The organism is Myxococcus sp. AM009 (assembly GCF_013372605.1).
In the GTDB taxonomy this organism is placed as follows: Bacteria; Myxococcota; Myxococcia; order Myxococcales; family Myxococcaceae; genus Myxococcus; species Myxococcus vastator.
Genome location: NZ_JABXEP010000036.1, coordinates 1 through 16,811 on the forward strand (window position 1 = coordinate 1; position 16,811 = coordinate 16,811).

Annotated in this window: 17 protein-coding genes; 7 read left to right on the forward strand and 10 right to left on the reverse strand. The window is 69.6% G+C overall.

Going from position 1 to position 16,811, the window contains the following annotated elements; all coding sequences use genetic code 11:
- On the forward strand, positions 1–514 hold a 514-nt coding region (locus tag HV824_RS11670; RefSeq protein ID WP_176423296.1), incomplete at its 5' end, for a zinc-binding dehydrogenase.
- Positions 515–547: 33 nt separating this feature from the next.
- On the opposite strand, the gene HV824_RS11675 is transcribed toward HV824_RS11670, so the two are convergent.
- The gene (locus HV824_RS11675) at positions 548–1,972 is read right to left on the reverse strand and encodes a serine hydrolase (RefSeq protein ID WP_255207959.1); all 1,425 of its coding nucleotides are present in this window, start codon (positions 1,970–1,972) and stop codon (positions 548–550) included.
- A gap of 215 nt (positions 1,973–2,187) precedes the next feature.
- Between HV824_RS11675 and HV824_RS11680 the strand changes: the two genes are divergently transcribed.
- Positions 2,188–3,705 carry a long-chain fatty acid--CoA ligase gene (locus HV824_RS11680; RefSeq protein WP_176423297.1) on the forward strand — a complete coding sequence of 506 codons (1,518 nt, stop codon included), beginning with the start codon at positions 2,188–2,190 and terminating at the stop codon, positions 3,703–3,705.
- 108 nt (positions 3,706–3,813) lie between these two features.
- Here the strand turns inward: HV824_RS11680 and HV824_RS11685 are convergent, their stop codons facing one another.
- The 4 genes from HV824_RS11685 to HV824_RS37955 all read right to left on the reverse strand — a co-directional run bounded on the left by HV824_RS11685 (position 3,814) and on the right by HV824_RS37955 (position 6,994).
- A complete protein-coding gene (locus HV824_RS11685) occupies positions 3,814–4,140 on the reverse strand; it encodes a hypothetical protein (protein WP_255207960.1) in 327 nt (108 codons plus the stop codon).
- A 137-nt stretch (positions 4,141–4,277) separates the two neighbouring features.
- A complete protein-coding gene (locus HV824_RS11690; RefSeq protein ID WP_255207961.1) occupies positions 4,278–4,691 on the reverse strand; it encodes a hypothetical protein in 414 nt (137 codons plus the stop codon).
- Positions 4,688–5,260, reverse strand: a complete 573-nt coding sequence (locus HV824_RS11695) for a hypothetical protein (RefSeq protein ID WP_255207962.1) — start codon at positions 5,258–5,260, stop codon at positions 4,688–4,690. Before HV824_RS11695 ends, HV824_RS11690 begins: the two co-directional genes overlap by 4 nt.
- Positions 5,261–5,362: 102 nt before the next feature.
- On the reverse strand, positions 5,363–6,994 hold the full coding sequence (locus HV824_RS37955; protein WP_217917324.1) for a methyl-accepting chemotaxis protein: 1,632 nt from the start codon (positions 6,992–6,994) through the stop codon (positions 5,363–5,365).
- A 483-nt stretch (positions 6,995–7,477) separates the two neighbouring features.
- Between HV824_RS37955 and HV824_RS11705 the strand changes: the two genes are divergently transcribed.
- The gene (locus HV824_RS11705; protein ID WP_176418686.1) at positions 7,478–7,846 is read left to right on the forward strand and encodes a helix-turn-helix transcriptional regulator; all 369 of its coding nucleotides are present in this window, start codon (positions 7,478–7,480) and stop codon (positions 7,844–7,846) included.
- Positions 7,847–7,865: 19 nt separating this feature from the next.
- Here HV824_RS11705 and HV824_RS11710 read toward each other — a convergent pair whose 3' ends face one another.
- The 4 genes from HV824_RS11710 to HV824_RS11725 are packed head-to-tail and all read right to left on the reverse strand — an operon-like array spanning position 7,866 to position 12,807.
- Entirely contained in the window at positions 7,866–9,392 is a 1,527-nt protein-coding gene (locus HV824_RS11710; RefSeq protein WP_176418687.1) for a response regulator, read from the reverse strand.
- Positions 9,385–11,436, reverse strand: a complete 2,052-nt coding sequence (locus HV824_RS11715) for a hybrid sensor histidine kinase/response regulator (protein ID WP_176423299.1) — start codon at positions 11,434–11,436, stop codon at positions 9,385–9,387. Before HV824_RS11715 ends, HV824_RS11710 begins: the two co-directional genes overlap by 8 nt.
- Positions 11,433–12,137 carry a hypothetical protein gene (locus HV824_RS11720; RefSeq protein ID WP_176418689.1) on the reverse strand — a complete coding sequence of 235 codons (705 nt, stop codon included), beginning with the start codon at positions 12,135–12,137 and terminating at the stop codon, positions 11,433–11,435. The genes HV824_RS11715 and HV824_RS11720 overlap by 4 nt, the downstream gene beginning before the upstream one ends.
- 7 nt (positions 12,138–12,144) lie before the next feature.
- Positions 12,145–12,807: a cobalamin-dependent protein gene (locus HV824_RS11725; RefSeq protein WP_176418690.1), complete on the reverse strand. Its 663-nt coding sequence runs from the start codon at positions 12,805–12,807 to the stop codon at positions 12,145–12,147.
- 298 nt (positions 12,808–13,105) lie between these two features.
- Here HV824_RS11725 and HV824_RS11730 point away from each other — a divergent pair, with 298 nt between their 5' ends.
- Genes HV824_RS11730 through HV824_RS11740 form a run of 3 tightly spaced genes read left to right on the forward strand, consistent with a single transcriptional unit; the run spans position 13,106 to position 14,987 of the window.
- Positions 13,106–13,591 (forward strand): RNA polymerase sigma factor, encoded by a 486-nt coding sequence (locus tag HV824_RS11730; protein ID WP_163781150.1) that lies wholly within the window; start codon positions 13,106–13,108, stop codon positions 13,589–13,591.
- A complete protein-coding gene (locus HV824_RS11735) occupies positions 13,588–14,379 on the forward strand; it encodes an ActD-like protein (protein WP_176418691.1) in 792 nt (263 codons plus the stop codon). Before HV824_RS11730 ends, HV824_RS11735 begins: the two co-directional genes overlap by 4 nt.
- Complete coding sequence (locus HV824_RS11740; protein ID WP_176418692.1) at positions 14,379–14,987, forward strand: peptidase; 609 nt, start codon at positions 14,379–14,381, stop codon at positions 14,985–14,987. Before HV824_RS11735 ends, HV824_RS11740 begins: the two co-directional genes overlap by 1 nt.
- A gap of 21 nt (positions 14,988–15,008) precedes the next feature.
- Here HV824_RS11740 and HV824_RS11745 read toward each other — a convergent pair whose 3' ends face one another.
- Positions 15,009–15,470 (reverse strand): DUF6748 domain-containing protein, encoded by a 462-nt coding sequence (locus HV824_RS11745; RefSeq protein ID WP_176418693.1) that lies wholly within the window; start codon positions 15,468–15,470, stop codon positions 15,009–15,011.
- Between the two features lie 210 nt (positions 15,471–15,680).
- Here HV824_RS11745 and dnaN point away from each other — a divergent pair, with 210 nt between their 5' ends.
- A complete protein-coding gene (gene dnaN / locus HV824_RS11750; protein WP_176418694.1) occupies positions 15,681–16,787 on the forward strand; it encodes a DNA polymerase III subunit beta in 1,107 nt (368 codons plus the stop codon).
- Positions 16,788–16,811: the final 24 nt, after the last annotated feature.

A 16,811-nucleotide genomic window follows, 5' to 3' on the forward strand; every position in this document is an offset into this window, starting at 1 on the left:
GGTGGGTGGGACGCACAAGGTGGAGACGGCGCTCGCGCAGGGGGCGGCGGTCGTCATCGACAAGAGCCGGGAGGCCTTGTGGGCCGCGGCGGAGCGGGCGGCGCCGCGAGGGTATGACGTGGTGCTGGACGCGAACGGGCCGTCCACGCTGCGCGACAGCTACAAGCACCTGGCGTCGCCGGGGAAGCTCGTCATCTACGGCTTCCACTCCATGCTGCCGCGCACGGGAGGCCGGCCGAACTACGCGAAGCTGGCCTGGGACTGGTTGAGGACGCCGCGGTTTGATCCGCTGACGCTCACCAATGACAACACCAGCGTGCTGGCGTTCAACCTGTCGTACCTGTTCGAGCAGCGCGCCGTGCTGGAGGAGTCCATGGCGCGGCTCCTGGGCTGGCTGGAGGAGGGGAAGCTGGTGCCGCCACCGGTGAAGTCGTATCCGTTGGACGCGGTGGCGGACGCGCACCGGGCCCTGGAGTCCGGCGGCACGGTGGGAAAGCTGGTGCTGGTGCCGTGAGGGCGTGCGCTCCCTGTTCGAGCGCCCCCTTGCCTATCGAGCGGGGCGGGGCGCTTGTTGGCGCGCGGCGTCCTTCGGGGGCGGAGGCCGGGCTCGCTGGCGCTCCCGCATCATCGCGTCGATGCGGCGGCCCAGGGCTGGGATGCGCTGCGTGTAGCTGATGGACGTGCTGACGTAAGGGAAGCCGTCTTCGCCCTTCGCGAAGTCAGCCGCGTCAGCCACCTTCGCGTCGTAGTAGCGGTAGCCCAGGTTGGACAGGAACACGACGATGTATCGGCGCCAGGGTTTGCCGGGCAGGGCGCGGATGATGCCGCCGTCGCTGCCGTAGTTCTCCGTCAGCCCTGTCTTGTGGAGGAAGGTGACCTCCGCCGTCGCGTTGCAGGGGCGCGTGTCCCGGCCGAAGGCGGTCTCCGCCGCTGTCACCGTGCCGTCCTCGGGGTGCACCCAGCGCGTTGGGACCGCCGCGGGGATGCCTGGCTCCACGCGGGCGTCTCCGCACAGCAGCGTGGAGGACAGCGCTTCATGCAGGGCCTGGTCGGCGAGCAGGGATTGGAGGTGGGCCCTGGACGCGCCAGAGAGCGCCTTCGCCGTCACCTCGCGGCCGGAGGCGGTGCGCCAGAGGACGCCGGGGCCTCCTTCGATGAGCAGCAACAGCCGCGCGGTATCCAGCGCCGTCATGTGAATCTGGCCGGGGTTCCAGCTCCGGCCCGTCACCGGGGACGTGCCGTGGATTTGCAGTGTGTCCAGGCCCAGCGCCGCCAGCTCCGCGTTGAGGCCCGCCATCGCGCCTTGCGCGTGGAGCAGCTTCACCAGGGCCTCGGTGGCGGTGTTGTCCGATTCAGTCACCATCGGCTCCAGCCAGTCACGTATCAGGCGCGTACCCTTGTCCTCGGTGTCCCGGAGGAAGCGCCAGGGCTGGTCCAGCGTGAGGTGACCCTGGTCCACCCACCGGAGGACGCGAAAGGCGATGAGCAACTTGAAGAGCGAGGCGGGGTACGGCGCCATGAAGCGGAGCGGCGCTTTGTCTCGTCCGGGGACCAGGGCTTCCGTGGGGGTGGTGTCCTGGGCGCCGCTGTCCCAGCGGTCCAGATTCCACGCCGAGTAGCGCACCGCCGTGGTGCCCAGCGTTGCGACGTCGATGGGGACGATGACGCCAGTCGGGTAGTCGCGAGACAGCAGCACGTTGGCGGCGGCAGTGGGACGGCTCCGGGCGTCCAGTTCAATGACGGCGACGTCGACGTAGGGCACATGGGCGATGCGCGCACCGGCGCGCTTGAAGTCGAGCACCTGGTCGAAGCCCGTGTCCCGCACGGCCGCGAGGAGTGACTGTTCCAGGGTGGCGGAGGACTTCGCGCGGCGGGTGCGCTCGGCGCGCGGCAGCCGTGTGGAGGCGGCTCCTGCTTCCGCGCACAACAGGAAGGCCATTGCGATGAGCAGCTTCCGCCAGAAGGGACTCATAAGTGGCCGCGCGGCTTCTTTTGGACGGAGGCAGGCGTCAATGGAAGCGACAAGGTCGATGCGTCTTTTCCCTGGCTCCTTGGCCTTGCATCATGCGTGAACCCAGCGAGTTTGAGGGGAGTTTGAGTCTACCTTGCACAGTGGAGGGTAGACTCAAACTCCATTCAAACCTCCAACCGGAGCGCCGCGGGGCCTCCTCAGCTAGCGTGGAGACCATGCCCATCGTCCATGACTGGCTGGCCCGGCGTGCCGCGCTGGCCCCTGAGCGTACCGCCCTCATTGACGCCGACCATGGCGAGCGGCGCATCTCCTTTCGGGAATGGAACGATGCGGCTTCGCGTACCGCCGCCTTCCTCCACCATGGGCTGGGCGTGGGACGAGGGGACCGGGTCGCCGTGCTCGCCTACAACTGCGTCGAGTTCCTCGACCTCTTCTTCGCGTGCGCGAAGCTGGGCGCCGTCCTTCAGCCGCTCAACTGGCGGCTGAGCGCCGCGGAGTTGGGTGGGCTGCTCGCCGATGCAGAGCCTTCCGTGTTCGTCTCCGGGCCGGAGTTCCGCGCCCAGGTGGACGCCGTGCGGCCTGGCGCGTCCTTCGTGCGTCACTGGCTCAGCCTCGCGGCTCCAGGGCCGGGCGAGCGCGCCTTCTCCGAGCGCGACACGCAGCGGGACGCGCCTCTTCCTCCGCTGGAGCTGGAGGCGGATGCCCCGTGGGTGCTCTGCTACACAGGTGGAAGCACCGGGCTGCCGAAGGCCGCGGTGCTCACGCACCGCTCCATCACCGCCAACGCGGTGAACACGGTGATGGGCTGGGGACTGACCGCCGATGATGTGGCCATCCTCAATGCGCCGCTGTTCCATGCGGGCGGCCTCAGCGTCTTCACCGCGCCGCTGGCCTACGTCGGCGGCGCATCGGTGGTGTGCCGGAGCTTCGACGTGGAGGGCGTGTTCGACCTCGTGCAGCGGGGCGTGGTGAGCCTCTTCTTCGGCGTTCCCACCATGTTCATCGAGATGCAGCGCCACCCGCGCTTCGATGCCGTGGACCTCTCACGCCTCAAGCTGGTCATCAGCGGCGGCGCGCCCTGCCCGGAGCCTGTCTTCGAGCGCTTCTTCGCTCGGGGCGTGGACTTCAAGACGGGGTATGGCCTCACCGAGGCGGGCCCCAACAACTTCTGGCTTCCGCCGGAAGACGTGCGCCGCAAGCCGGGCGCGGTGGGGGTGCCCCTGTTCCACGTCGAGGCCCGCATCGACGGTGAGACGCAGCCGGGCGACGTGGGCGAGCTGCTCTTGCGAGGCCCTCACCTGTGCGCTGGCTACTGGCGTCGGCCCGAGGACACCGCCCGCACCTTCGCGGACGGCTGGCTGCACACTGGCGACCTGGCCACGCGGGACGCGGAGGGCTGCTTCCGCATCGTGGGTCGCAGCAAGGACCTCATCATCTCCGGCGGTGAGAACATCTACCCATCGGAGGTGGAGAGCGTCCTCGCGGGGCACCCCGACGTGGCCGAGGTCGCCGTCATCGGCGTGGCGGACCCGAAGTGGGGGGAGACGCCGCGCGCGCTCGTCGTCGCCCGGCCGGGCACCGCGCCTTCGGCGGAGGTCCTGCTGCGCTTCTGCGACGGACGGCTCGCGCGCTACAAGACGCCCAGGTTGGTTCGCTTCGTGGACGCCCTTCCGAGGACCTCCGCCGGCAAGGTGGACCGGCGCGCGCTCGGCGCCGCCCACGGCGCGCCCTGAGTTGCCCACAAGTCTTCCCCAAGGCCGTGCTACTGGCGGCTGCGCATCCGTTCGTGCCGGGCCGCCCGTAGTAGTGGCGACCCTACCGCCGACGGAAGAGGCCGTCAGTCAGGGCCTGGGTCGAGTCTGGACGCCCACCGCCAGGATGCGCATGGCCCGGACGTCCACGGCGTAGGTCGTGATCTCCCGAAGCGGCTTGCCGGAGATGGCTTCCACGGAGAGCGCGAGTGAAGGCGGGCAAGCGGTGTCGTTCTGCTGGAACTCAACCAAGACCACGCCCTCCGGCCCCGGTGCGGAAGTCACGTCGTAGGACTGAGGCAGGTAGAGGCAGGCCTCGTCGGGGCGAACACCCGGGGGGATGGCTGCACCGCGTGGCCTGAAGTCATCCATGGCGAGCTGAATGGCCGCGGCGGTGTTCCCTTCCAGGTGGAGCATCCCTTCCGATGGGAGCTCGAGTGGGAAGGTGAACCCCGCTGCTTCTTCGGGTGTCGCTCGGGGAAGGATCGGCGCGGTCGTGGCGCAGCCCATCGACAGGGCTCCGAGCACGAGGAGCGAAAGTGGCCCAGAGTGCGTCATGGCTGCTGCACCGCCAGGATGCGCCACGCGCGAGTGTCCACCGTATAGGTGGCGCCCATGTCGGTGACGGGGCCTTCTTGCATGCAGGCACCTGAGCTGACGGAGAAACGAACGAGGAGGATGCCTTCTGGCATGGGGGAGGTCCTCACGTCATAGGACTGCCGCTGGTTCAAACAGACCTCCGCGGGGGAGGCGTTGCCCGGAAGGCGAACGTGCCTGGGACGGAAATCATCCATCGCCAACTGGATGGCGGCCGCCGTGGCCGAAGGAAGCGCGTGTCGGCCGTCAGCAGGAAGCGCGTCCGGGAACTTGAACCACGCGGCTTCTTCCGGTGCGGCGCGTGGGAGCGTCGCGGAGCGGGGGACACATCCGGACAGCAACATGCAGAGTGCAAGGAGCTTGGACTTCATTCCGTCACCGTGGTGATGCGGCCGGTGGCCTTGTCTTCGGGAAGGATGCGTCCAACGAGCCTCCATTGCTGAGCCTCCCGGACGTATAGTTCGCTAGGCCGGGCCTCATTCGCATGGGGGACGAGCTTATGGACGATGCACCGGGCATCAAACTGGATGCGGATGAAGTACCGCTGGGTGTTCGCCCTGCGGTCCTCTTCCGACATGGGGGACGGTGACCAGGGGTGGCTGTGATAGTCGGCGATGACTGATGCCCGGCCGCGTGTGTCCTGGACGCTCATGGGCGCGTAGCAGGTCGTTCGCCTGCTGGGGCCCACCGGGCGTTTCGTACCCAGTGGGGACGGGAAGCTCGCGTGGTAGATGCCATCGCCCAGGGTATAGAGCGCCCCGCAGTACTCCTGGCCATAGTCGCCGTCCGTCGCGCCCGGTAGCCGCATGATGGCGGGGCAGAGTTGGTCGATGACCACGTCAATGTCATCGGAAGGGGAAATGGCCTCCCAGGGCCCTCGGACCCAGACACGCCGGCTGGTAGCGTTCGCGAAGCCATAGTGCTCGGCTTCACGGGGCATCCAGGGGTGCCAGCGCACGCGGCGAACCAGAGGGTGGCGAAGAGCAAGCACCGTTCGTGGCGCATTCCTTAAAGGATAGCGACCAAGCGTACCGCGCACCATTCACCCCCGCGCCGTGAAGCGCCCGGCCAGCTCCTTCAGCTTGGAGGCCCGCGCCCGCAAATCCTCCACGGAGCGGGCAATCTGCTGCACGCCGGCCACCGACTCCGTCGAGCGCACCGAGAGCGCCTGGATGCTCCCGGCGATGCGCTCCCCTGACTCGGACTGGCGCGTGTTCTCGTCCGCCATCCGCTCCACCTTGCCGCCAATCTCATTCACGCCGGCGAGCAGCCGCGACAGCGCGTCTCCCGCCGCCGAGGACAGGCCCAGTCCTTCGTGCACCGCCGTGGTGCCCTGGCGCATCAGGTCCGCCGCCGCCCGCGTGTCCGCCTCGCTCCGGCCCAGCAGCGTCTGCACCTGCCCCGCCGCATCCCGCGTCCGGTGCGCCAGCTTGCGCACCTCGCCGGCCACCACCGCGAAGCCCTTGCCGTGCTGGCCCGCGCGCGCCGCTTCAATCGCGGTGTTCACCGCCAGCAACTGCGTCTCCTCCGCCACCTGCTGGATGAGCCGCAACATCTCCGCCGTCACCCGGCCGGAGGTCTGCAATCGCTCCACCGTCCGCGCCGCCTCCTCCACCACCTCCACGATTTGCGCCATCTTCCGCCGCGCCTGGCCCACCGCCGCGCCACCCTCGCGCGCCACCTGTCCATTGTCCGCCGCCGTCTTCGCCGCCGTGCGCGCCGCCTCCGCTCCCTGGGAGACGCGCGCGCTCATGTCCTGCACCGTCCGCGCCGCGTGCTGGAGCGAGTCCGACTGCTCCCGCGTCGTCGCCGACAACGCCTCCGCGGAGGTTCGGATGCGCTCCGCGTCCGCCGCCGTGGCGCCCGCCGCATCCACCAGCGCCGCCACCACCTCGCGCAGCCCCGCCACCATGGTGTTGAAGGCCGCCGCCAGCTGGCCCACCTCATCCGAGGAGCGCACCTCCACCCGGGTCTCCAAATCCCCGCGCGCCACCCGGTGCGCCGCCTGCGCCAGCTCACGCACCGGCCGCACCACCCGGCGCGACAGGTAGGCGCCGGCCAGCAGCGCGAGCACCAGCGCGCCGCCCACCGCCAGGAGGATGCGCTGGCGCACCGCCGCCACCTCGCGCTCGAGGTCCTCCACGTACACGCCCGTGCCCAGCACCCAGCCCCAGGGCGCGAAGAGCTTCACGTAGCTCTCCTTCGGAATGGCCTCCGGCGAGCCCGGCCGCGTCGCTTCGTAGGACACCGCGCCTTCGCCCTGCGCTCGCGCCAGCGTGACGATGTCCACGAACACCGGCTTGCCGCGCACGTCGCGGTAGCCCTTCAAGTCCCTGCCCAGCATGTCCGGCAGGTGCGGATGCATCACGAGCCGCGTGTCCAGGTCGTTGACCCAGAAGTACTCCACCCGCGAGTAGCGCAGCTGCTCCAGCAGCGCCGCCGCCTGCGCCTGCGCCTCCTGCCGCGTCAGCGCGCCCGACCGCTCCCGGGCCTCATGGACCTCCAGCACGCCGTAGGCCGTCTCCACCGCCTGCCGCAGTCCCAGGATGCGGTCCTCGCGAAGCTGCTCCCGCAGCTGCGGCAGGACGAACCCCAGGATGACGACGAGCAGCGGCAGCGCCACCACGCCCATCGCCACGCACAGCTTCACCAGCAGATTCCGGCCGACCGCCATCGGCCCCCAGCGTACCCGCCGGCTCGCCACCGCGCTCGTTCACCTGAGTCTGGAAACACCCCCGGTATCAGCCCACCAAGGATTCGCACACCCGGTGGGGTCTCCCGTCCTTCATCAAGTCCTGTATTTCCGGATAGATATGAGGCGTGGCGAACCGCTTATGCGCACGCTGAAAACATGAACCAACCCTAGAGGGCGGGACAGCGTGCAGGACTCGACGGAACCGTAGGAAAGTCGCCGCACAACGCAGCAGGTTCTCCCGCCAGCCCGGAGACCGCGTGGGTTCGGGAGGCTCGCGGAGGCCCCTCACCCGACGTTCTCCGTCGAGAAAAGGCCCTCGCCGCGCGTCGTGGATGGACTCCGCGAGTCCACCTCGTGCACAGCAACCCTATGGGTGGACAATTGGAGGCTGACCCGGCAAGTTCTGTCTGTCTGCCCCCATACGTCCTATGCCAGCGGCCAAACGTTTCGGGTCGGTAAGGCATGGACAAGAAACTCGCAACCACCATCGGAGCTGCTGCGCGCGTTGCTCGCACCCGCCTGGAGCTCACCCAGGCGGACGTGGCCGAGCGTATCGATGTGGCCACCGAGGTCTACGGGCGCCTGGAACGCGGCGGAATGCTTCCCAGCGTGCAGACGCTGCTGAAGCTGTGCCACGAACTGCACGTCTCCGCGGATGAGCTCCTGGGGCTCTCGGCGAACGCCGTCAACGGTGTCGCGCGCCCTGGCGAGGCGTCCACCGCTCCACAGGAGCGCCCCGAGGTGCGGCGCCTGCTGCGCACCGTGCGTCCGCTGGAGCCCGCGAAGGTGAAGCTGCTGGGACTGGTGGCCAACGCGTTGAACCGCCGCTGACCCCTGTCGCTTCAATCCCTCACAGCTCGGAGAGGATTCTGTCCAGCTCGTCAGGCTTCACGGGCTTGATGAGATGCCGGTCGAACCCGGCGCGCAGCGCCTGGTCCCGCCCCTCCGGGTCGCCGTAGCCCGTCATGGCCACCAGCCGGATGCCGTTGCCCACCTGGGCGCGCAGCGTCTGCGCCACCCGGTAGCCGTCCAACCCTGGCAGGCCGATGTCCACCAGCGCCAGCTCGGGTGGCTGCGACACCGCGAGCGCCACGCCCTGGAGGCCGTCCGGCGCCACCGTCACCTGGTGGCCCCACAGCTCCAGCAGGTCGCGCATGGCCTGACGCGCGTCCGGGTTGTCCTCCACCACCAGGACGCGCCGGGCGCGGCGGAGGTCCACCGCGTTGCGCGCGGGCGCGGGCGCGCCCAGCGTGGGGTCCAGCGGCAGCTTCACCACGAACTCGCTGCCGTGGCCGGGGCCGTCGCTGCGCGCCGTCACCTCGCCGCCGTGGAGCTGGACCAGCTTGCGCACCAGCGTCAGGCCAATGCCCAGGCCACCGCGGGTGCGCTCCAGCGAGGTGTCCGCCTGCGCGAACAGCTCGAAGATGTGCGGCAGGACCTCCGGCGGGATGCCGATGCCAGAGTCCTGCACCCGCACCACCGCCTGGGCCGAGCCGTCCACGCCTTCCTGTTCCACGTGCAGGCGGACGCGGCCCGCGTCGGTGTACTTGAGGGCATTGTCGAGCAGGTTGGTGAAGATCTGCTCCAGCCGCGTGGCATCCGCCCGCAGCCAGAGCGGGCCGGAGGGCAGGGTGACGTCCAGGCCCAGCCCGCGCGACTCCGCCAGGGGCTGCATGACCTGGAGCACCTGCCGCAGCACGGGCACCAGGTCCACGCGGCCTGGGCGCAGCTCCACCTTGTCGCGGGTGATGCGGCTGACGTCGAGCAGGTCATCCACCAGCCGCGCCAGGTGGGTCGCCTGGCGTTGGATGATGCCGCGCATGCGCGCGTCCTTGTCATCGCCGGCGGGCCTGCGCTCCAGGATGCCAATGGCCGTCATGATGGCGGCCAGCGGGTTGCGCAGCTCGTGCCCCAGCATGGCCAGGAACTCGTCCTTGCGGCGGTCCATCTCCGCCAGCTCGTTGGCGCGGTGGCGCGCCACCTGCTCCGCGTGGCGCAGGCGGAGCAGCGACTTCACCGTGGCGACGAGCTCCGCGCCCTCGAAGGGCTGCGTGAGGTAGGCGTCCGCGCCGCCCTCCAGGCCGCGCACCTTCTTGTCGGAGGTGACGAAGGTGGCGGAGGTGTGCAGCACCGCCATGGAGGCGGTGTGCGGGTCGGCGCGCAGCCGCTCGCAGACCTCGTAGCCGCTGATGTCCGGCAGCTTCACGTCGAGGATGACGACGTCCGGGCGGTGTTGCTGCGCCAGCAGCAGCGCGGCCATGCCGGTGGCCGCCTCCAGCACGTTGTAGCCCGCCAGCGACAGCAGGCGGTTGACGAGGTAGCGATTGGCGTCGTCGTCGTTGACGTTGAGGACGGTGGCCTGGCGGGGCTCAACCACGGCGGCTTGCCTCCTGCAGCAGCGCCTGGGAGCCCAGGCCCGCCTTGGACAGCGCGTCCCGGATGCGGGTGATGGCCACCTCGCGGCTCAGCGTGTGCTTGGACAGGATGGCGGCCGTCTCCTTCGCCAGCCGCGTGCGCTCGTCCTCCTTCAGCTCGTGCGAGGTGTGGAGGATGACGGGGACCTCCCGCGTGCGCGGGTCCGCCTTCAGCTCGTCCAGCACGTCGAAGGCGGTGATGTCCGGCAGCACGAAGTCCAGGAAGATGAGGTGCGGAGACTTGTCCCGCGCCAGCTGGACGCCTTCCTTGCCGCCAGCGGCCTCCAGCAGGACGTAGGGCATGTCCTTGAGGAGCTGCTTGAGCAGGTAGCGGTGCACGTCATCGTCGTCGATGATGAGGATGCGCTCCACCGGCCCGGTGCGGGCCATGGCCTGCAGCTTGCGCAGCAGCTGCGCCTCGTCCACCGGCTTGAGCCAGAACTCGTCGGCGCCCAGCGCGCGGGCCTTCTGCTCGCGGTCCGTCACCGTCACCACGAGGATGGGGATGTCGCGGGTGGCCTCGTTGTTCTTCATGTCCGCCAGGAAGCTCCAGCTCGTCTCGCCCTCCAGCATGACGTCCAGCACCATGGCGGCGGGGCGCACGCGCTCCAGCACGCGCCGCGCCTCCTCCGTGCTGCGCACCGGCAGCACCTGGAAGCCGGAGCGCGCCAGGTACTTCTCGTAGAGGAAGAGCGTCTGCCGGTCATCCTCCAGCACCAGCACCGGGGCCCGGCTGGGGTCCAGGTGCTCGCTGCGCGCCGTCAGGCCGGTCATCTCCGTGACCTCCATGTGGACGCGCGGCAGGGTGATGGTGAAGGTGGCGCCCTGACCCAGCGCGCTCTTCAGGGTGAGCGTGCCGCCCAAAAGCTCCGTCAGCCTGCGTGCCAGCGGCAGGCCCAGGCCGGTGCCCTTCGCCTTGCGTTGCAGGTGGCTCTCCACCTGCGAGAACTCCTCGAAGATGCGCTCGTGGTGCTCCGGCGCGATGCCGATGCCCGTGTCCTGCACGGTGAACACCACCGTGTCCCGGGGGCCAGGCGCGGCGGAGACGGTGACGTGGCCGGACTCGGTGAACTTCAGCGCGTTGGACACCAGGTTTCGCAGCACCTGGCTCAGCCGGGACTCGTCCGTCTCCAGCTCCAGCGGCGCGTCCGGCTCCACCAGGCGCAGCTCCACCGGCGCGTCTGGCGGCAGGAGCGGCTTCATCATGCCGCGCAGCGCGCTGAGCACGTCGTGCACCACGAAGCGGCTGTGGCGCAGCGCCGCCTTGCCGGCCTCCATCTTGGAGAGGTCCAGGAGGTCATTCACCAGCTCGAAGAGGGCCTCCGCGGAGTTGCGGATGAACTGGACCTGCTTCTCCTGCTCGTCGCTGAGGGGGCCATTGATGGGGTTGAGCAGCACCTTCGACAGGCCGAGGATGGAGTGCAGCGGGGTGCGGAACTCGTGGCTGACGTTGGTCACCACGCGGCTCTTGATTTCCGCGGCCAGCTGGAGGCTTTCAGCCTTCTCATCCAGCGCGGCGTGGAGGCTGCGCACGCCGCGGTTGGACTCCTCCAGCTCGCCGTTGAGGCGGGCCAGCTCGTCCGCGCGGCGCTTGAGCTCGCGCTGCTGGCGCTCCGTCTCCCGGTGGAGCGTGGACACCTCGCTCAGGGTGGTGCTCACCCGCTCTAGCGCGCTGCCGTAGTCCTCCGGCACCAGGCTGCCCACCAGCAGCACGCCCCCGTCATGGGGCCGGGCGCGGAAGGCGAAGGTGGAGGGCGTCTGGTCGCGGCAGAGGATGAGCTCCCAGCCCTCCACCTTCTCGTCGCGCGCCTGGACCAGCAGCCGGTCCACCTTCTCCTCGGTGCCCTGGGCCGCCAGGGCGCGCAGGGACTTCCCGGGCTCGGCGGCCAGGACGTTCCGGGCGCGGGCGTCCACCCAGGTGAGGGTGCCTCCCGTGTCACAGGCCAGGGCGACCTCGCGGCTGAGGTCGTCGAAGAACAGTGGCTCGGTGGGGGCGAGTTGCCTCATGAACGGGTCTCCTCCCAGGACACTCCCGCCTCGGCGAGGAGCATTCGTGCTTCGGGGTGACGTGAGCCCAGCACGGACTTCAACATGCCCAGCACGCTGGGAAATGCCAGGAGGCCAAAACCGCGCCGGGGCCAGAAGCCGGCGTACCAGCGCACATGGTCGCCCAGCAGGTCGGACTTCCCGGCGGCGAGCGCGTCAGCCACGTAGGACAGCTGCAACTGGAGCTCTTCCTCCAGGCGGGGCCGGTCCTCGGGGATGATGTAGAGCGTGAGGCGCGCCGCGGCGGCGCGGGCGAGCTCGGGCGCCTCCTCTTCCAGCGGCTGGGCCGGACCTTCCAGGTAGCGGAGGGCCTGTCGCGCGGCGCTCACGTAGTCGTGGGGGGCGCTGCCAGGGCCCCACCCTGCCGTGGCCAGCGCGGCGGCCAGCCCGGCGAAGTGCTGGTCCAGGTGGCGCGAGCACATGCCACGCGACACCAGCAGGGTGCGCAGCCAGCGGGCGTAGCCCTCCAGGACGGAGACGCGGTGCTCGTCCAGGGCCTGCACCAGGTAGCGGACGTGGAAGCGCGCGTCCTCGTCACCGAAGCGCCGCGCGCGCTCCAGGCCGTAGCGGGCGGCCCAGAAGGGGTCCAGATAGAGGGCCTCCTGAGAGGCGGTGGCCAGCCGGTCCGCCTGTGCTTCCACGCTCTTGCTCACGCTCTCCATGGTGCCTTCAGACTCCCAGGACCCGGCAGGCGGACGCGACGAACTCCCGCGCGTCCTTGCCGAAGAAGTTCACGCCCAGCTCTTCCTCCAGTCCGCGTGCCCAGTTGAAGGCCAGGCCGCCCACGGCGATGGGGACATCGGGGAGTGTCTTGCGCACGTGCGCCACGGCTTCGCGGAGCGCGGGCAGGTGGTACGTCATCGTCACGGAGAGGGCGACCAGGTCCGGGCGAAGCTCGGCCGCCATTCGGGCCAGGTGCTCCGGTGGAACGTTGGCGCCCAGGAAGCGCACGTCGAAGCCGGCCATCTCCATGAAGTCGCTGGCCATGCGCGCGCCCATTTCATGCAGCTCGCCCCGGACGCAGGAGACGAGGACGACCTTGCCGTTGAACGGGTCCCTGGGCAGGTGCCGGTACAGGTGCGCGAGCGCGAGCTGCGAGACGGCGGTCGCCAGGTGCTCCTGCGCCACGGAGATGCGGTTCTCCTGCCACAGCCGGCCGATTTCATATTGGGCGGGCTGGATGACCTCCAGGTGCAGCGTCTGGAGGGGGATGCCTCGGAGCAGTCCCTCGTCCACGAGCAGCCGCAACGCCTCACGCCGGTTCCCGGCGAGCTGCGCTGAGAGATACGCGTTCAGCAGGCCGGTCAGGGCGGAGTCGTTGGAGGTGAGCACGGGCGCGGTGGAGGGCAGGTCGAGGGGGCAAGTATCGGGGTTGTGTTTCTCAGTTACAGCGAACCCGCCTCGATTTCATCGCCAACCTGACACTGCTCGGCCCTTCTTGCTCGCGCTCGTGTGCCTGCTTGCTTGTAGCTTTTACCGAATCGAAGGGGCGGCATTGTACCTGGGTACATGGACACTGCGCTGATTCCAGGGAAGCCCCCGGGAAACACGGGACTGAAAAGTCCGGGTGACAGTTCACCGAGGCCGCGGTGTTTCCCTGTCCGCGGCAACCGAGGGAGGCGAGCGAGCGGTGTCAATCGATGTGGAGGCCTACTACCGGCGCTATGGCCCCCAGGTGCTCCGGCGCTGCCGCTTCCTCTTGCGTGACGAGGAGAAGGCCGTGGACGCCATGCACGACGTGTTCGTGCAGTTGCTTCGCTACCAGGGCGCGCTGAAGGACGCGGCGCCGTCGAGCCTGCTGCACCGCATTGCCACCACGGTGTGCCTCAACAGGCTGCGCGGCGCGAAGCGGCGCCCGGAGGACCGGGAGGACGAGCTGGTGCTGCAGATTGCCTCCGCCGAGGACCCCGAGTCCCGCGCCGCCGCGCGCGGCCTGTTGGACAGGCTCTTCGGCCGGGTGCCCGCGTCCAGTCAGGACATCGCCGTGCTGCACCTGGTGGATGGGATGACGCTGGAGGAGACGGCCCGCGAAGTGGGGCTGTCCGTGTCCGGCGTGCGCAAGCGCCTGCGGGCGCTGTCGGCAGTGCTGCAGGAGCTGGAGCTGGAGGCCGCATGACATCCGCCCACCACCGCACCCCAGATTGGTTGCTGGAACGAATCGCCCTGGGCGAGCTGCCGCCCGCGGAGCTGGAAGCCGCTCGCGCCCGGTTGGCCTCGGAGCCGGAGGGCCTGTCCCGGCTCGCCGCGCTGGAGGCCGACACGCGCGCCACGCTGGAGACGCTGCCGCCCGCCCGGGTGGCCCGCGAAGTGGAGGCGCGCGTGGCCCGGCGGGACACGCCCCGCCCGGCCTTCCGCCTGTCGCCCGCGTGGGGCCTGGTGCCGGCGCTCGCCGCGGTGGCGCTGGTCATGGTGGCCCTGCCTTCCTCCGAAACAGGGCAGGGCACGGCCCCGGGGGACACCCGGGAGGTGACGCGCATCAAGGGGCTGGCGCCGCAGCTGGTCATCCACCGGCAGTCCACCGCCCGCCCGGAGCGGCTCGCCGACGGGGCCGCCGCCGCCGCGGGGGACGTGGTGCAGGTGGCGTACATCGCCTCGGGCCGCTCGCATGGCGTCATCGTCTCCCTGGACGGCCACGGCGCCGTCACCCTCCATGCGCCGGAGGAGGGCCCCCAGGCCATGGCCCTGGTTCCGTCGGGAACACAGGTGCTGCCGCGCGCCTACGAGCTGGATGACGCCCCGGGCTTCGAGCGCTTCTTCTTCGTTTCGTCCGACGCGCCCTTCGACGTCGAGGTGGTGCTGGCCGCCGCGGAGGCGTTGTCTGGAAATCCCGACGCTTCCTCGGCACCGCTGTCCTTGCCCGGGAACTTGACGCAGGCCTCCCTCACGCTGGAAAAGCAGGAGTGATGAAATCCTTTGCGCTCCTCGCATTCGGGCTGTGGGCGGGGACAGCCGCCGCCAATTCCCGGTACGCCCCCCGCCTTTCACTGATGGGCGAGCGGGGCGCCTTCGCCCAACAGGTGGGCGAGGACGTCCCCGAGCCGGCCTCACGGGGGCTGCGCCGGGGGTCCACGCACATGGAGTTCTGGGTGAGCGACATCCAGGTCTCCAACATGGGCGTGAAGCTGGGCGGCGGCGCTGTCTACTTCACGCTGATGGCGGGCCTGGAGCCGGGCCGCGACGCGCGCTTCAGCTTCGCGGCGGGCGTGGGCGGGCACATGACGCTGTCCCAGCGGCTCTGGGTGGACCTGGACGTGACGGGCGGCGCCGTCCAGCCGGTGCGCAACCCGCTGGAGGGTGACGGTGGCAACGTGCTGGGGCAGGCCCGGTTGATGCTGGGCTTCCAGTTCCTGTCGCGTCTGGCCGTGTTCGCCGGGCCCACGTACAACGCGTGGTTCTCCTGGGGCGAGTCGGACTTCGACGCCATCACCCGGTTCTCCTTCCGGGAGAACCATCCGGAGCCGGATCAACGCCTCCAGCACTGGCCCGGCATCCAGGTGGGCCTCCACATCTGAGGCCCGCCCGGAAGGGTGGTTTCAGTTTTCGACCTTGCTGGCGCGCAGGACCGTGGCAGCGCCCGCCGGGCCCGCGTTGGGCCGCGTCTCCAGGGTGCCCTGGACCTTGAGCCCCGTGCCGTCCAGCGTCTTGCGGATCAACGCCTCCGTCTGCGCGTCCGAGCCCTTCGTCACCGCTGACAGCTCCAGCTCGTGCACGGGGATGGGCTCCGCGTCCGGCGTGTCCACCGGGAAGGCGTTGTAGGTGGGGCAGGGCGGGGCGAAGCAGCGCACGCCGCTGTCCTTGACGATGTAGACAGTGCTCTCACCCTGCTTGGGCGGGGAGTCATCGCGGGTCGGTGAGTTCATGGGGGGCGTTCCGTTCTCGCTGGAGGGGGGGGCCTTCTCGCTCGCCGCTGGCGAGGACGTCGCGGCGGGCGGCTTGTTACATCCGGAGACGAAGCCAAGGACAAGGGCGGCGAGCACCAGCGAGCGGCTGTTCATGACGGGCTCCAGGGGAGGAAAGGGGCGCCAGTGTGCTCCGGCTCGCCGCCAGGAGCCAGTCTGTCTCGCGAATTGATGACTGGCGGTCAGTTGCAGGCGGACATGGATGCTCCAGCGTCGCTCCGGGTTCGTTGACGGACTGGAGTGCAGGGGCTACATCCGGCCTCGTAGATCGGCCTTCGCGGCCGAGACCCGTAAGGACGCCCTCCGATGGAATTCCGCATCGCCGCCGACGAGCTGAAGAAGGCCCTCTACCGCGCCCAGGGCATCGTGGAGCGCAAGACGACGATGCCCATCCTGGCGAACGTGCTCGTCACCGCGAACAAGGGCGGCATCACCGTCACCGCGTTCGATCTGGACATCGGCGTGGTGTCCGAGCACCCGGCCGAGGTCCTCAAGACGGGCGCCGTCACGCTGAGCGCCAAGTACGTCTTCGACATCGTCCAGAACCTCCCGGACGCGCAGGTCACGCTGAAGAAGCTGGCCAACAACTACGTGGACATCTCCAGCGGCTCGGCCCACTTCAAAATCGTGGGCATGGCGGCCGAGGAGTACCCCAAGCTGCCGAAGGAAGAGAACGCGCCCCTGGTGCAGGTGGGGGGCAACACGCTGCTGGAGATGATCAAGAAGACGCAGTTCGCCATCTCCAGCGACGAGACGCGCTACATCCTCAACGGCGTCTTCTTCGAGCCCCAGGCCACCGGGAAGGTCCGCATGGTGGCCACCGACGGCCACCGGCTGGCGCTGGTGGAGCGCGAGCTGCCGGGTGACTTCAAGCTCAAGAGCGGCGTCATCATCCCCCGCAAGGGCCTGATGGAGCTCAAGCGCCTGCTGGACGAGGCGCCGGACGCGGAGTGCCACCTGGGCTTCGCGGAGAACTCGGCGCTGTTCAAGAAGCCGGGCCTCACCATGGTGATGCGCCTCATCGACGGCCAGTTCCCGGAGTACCAGCGCGTCATCCCCAAGGAAGGGGAGAAGGTCGTCCTGGTGCCCAAGGTGCGCCTGCTGGAGAGCCTCAAGCGCATCGCCCTGCTGTCGGCGGACAAGAGCAACGCGGTCCGCATCGGCCTGGAGGAGAACCAGCTCATCATCACCGCGAGCAACCCGGACCTGGGCGAGGCCAAGGACGTGCTGGAGCTGGCCTACCGCGGCAACAGCATCACCATCGGCTTCAACGCGCGCTACCTGATGGATGTGCTCGCCGTCACCGAGACGGACGAGGTCTCCTTCGAGCTGGGTGACGAGCACAGCCCGGGCGTGCTCCACGCCCCTGGCGACCGGAGCTTCACCGCCGTCGTCATGCCCATGCGCGTGTGAGTCGGCCAGGGGCCCTTGAGGGGG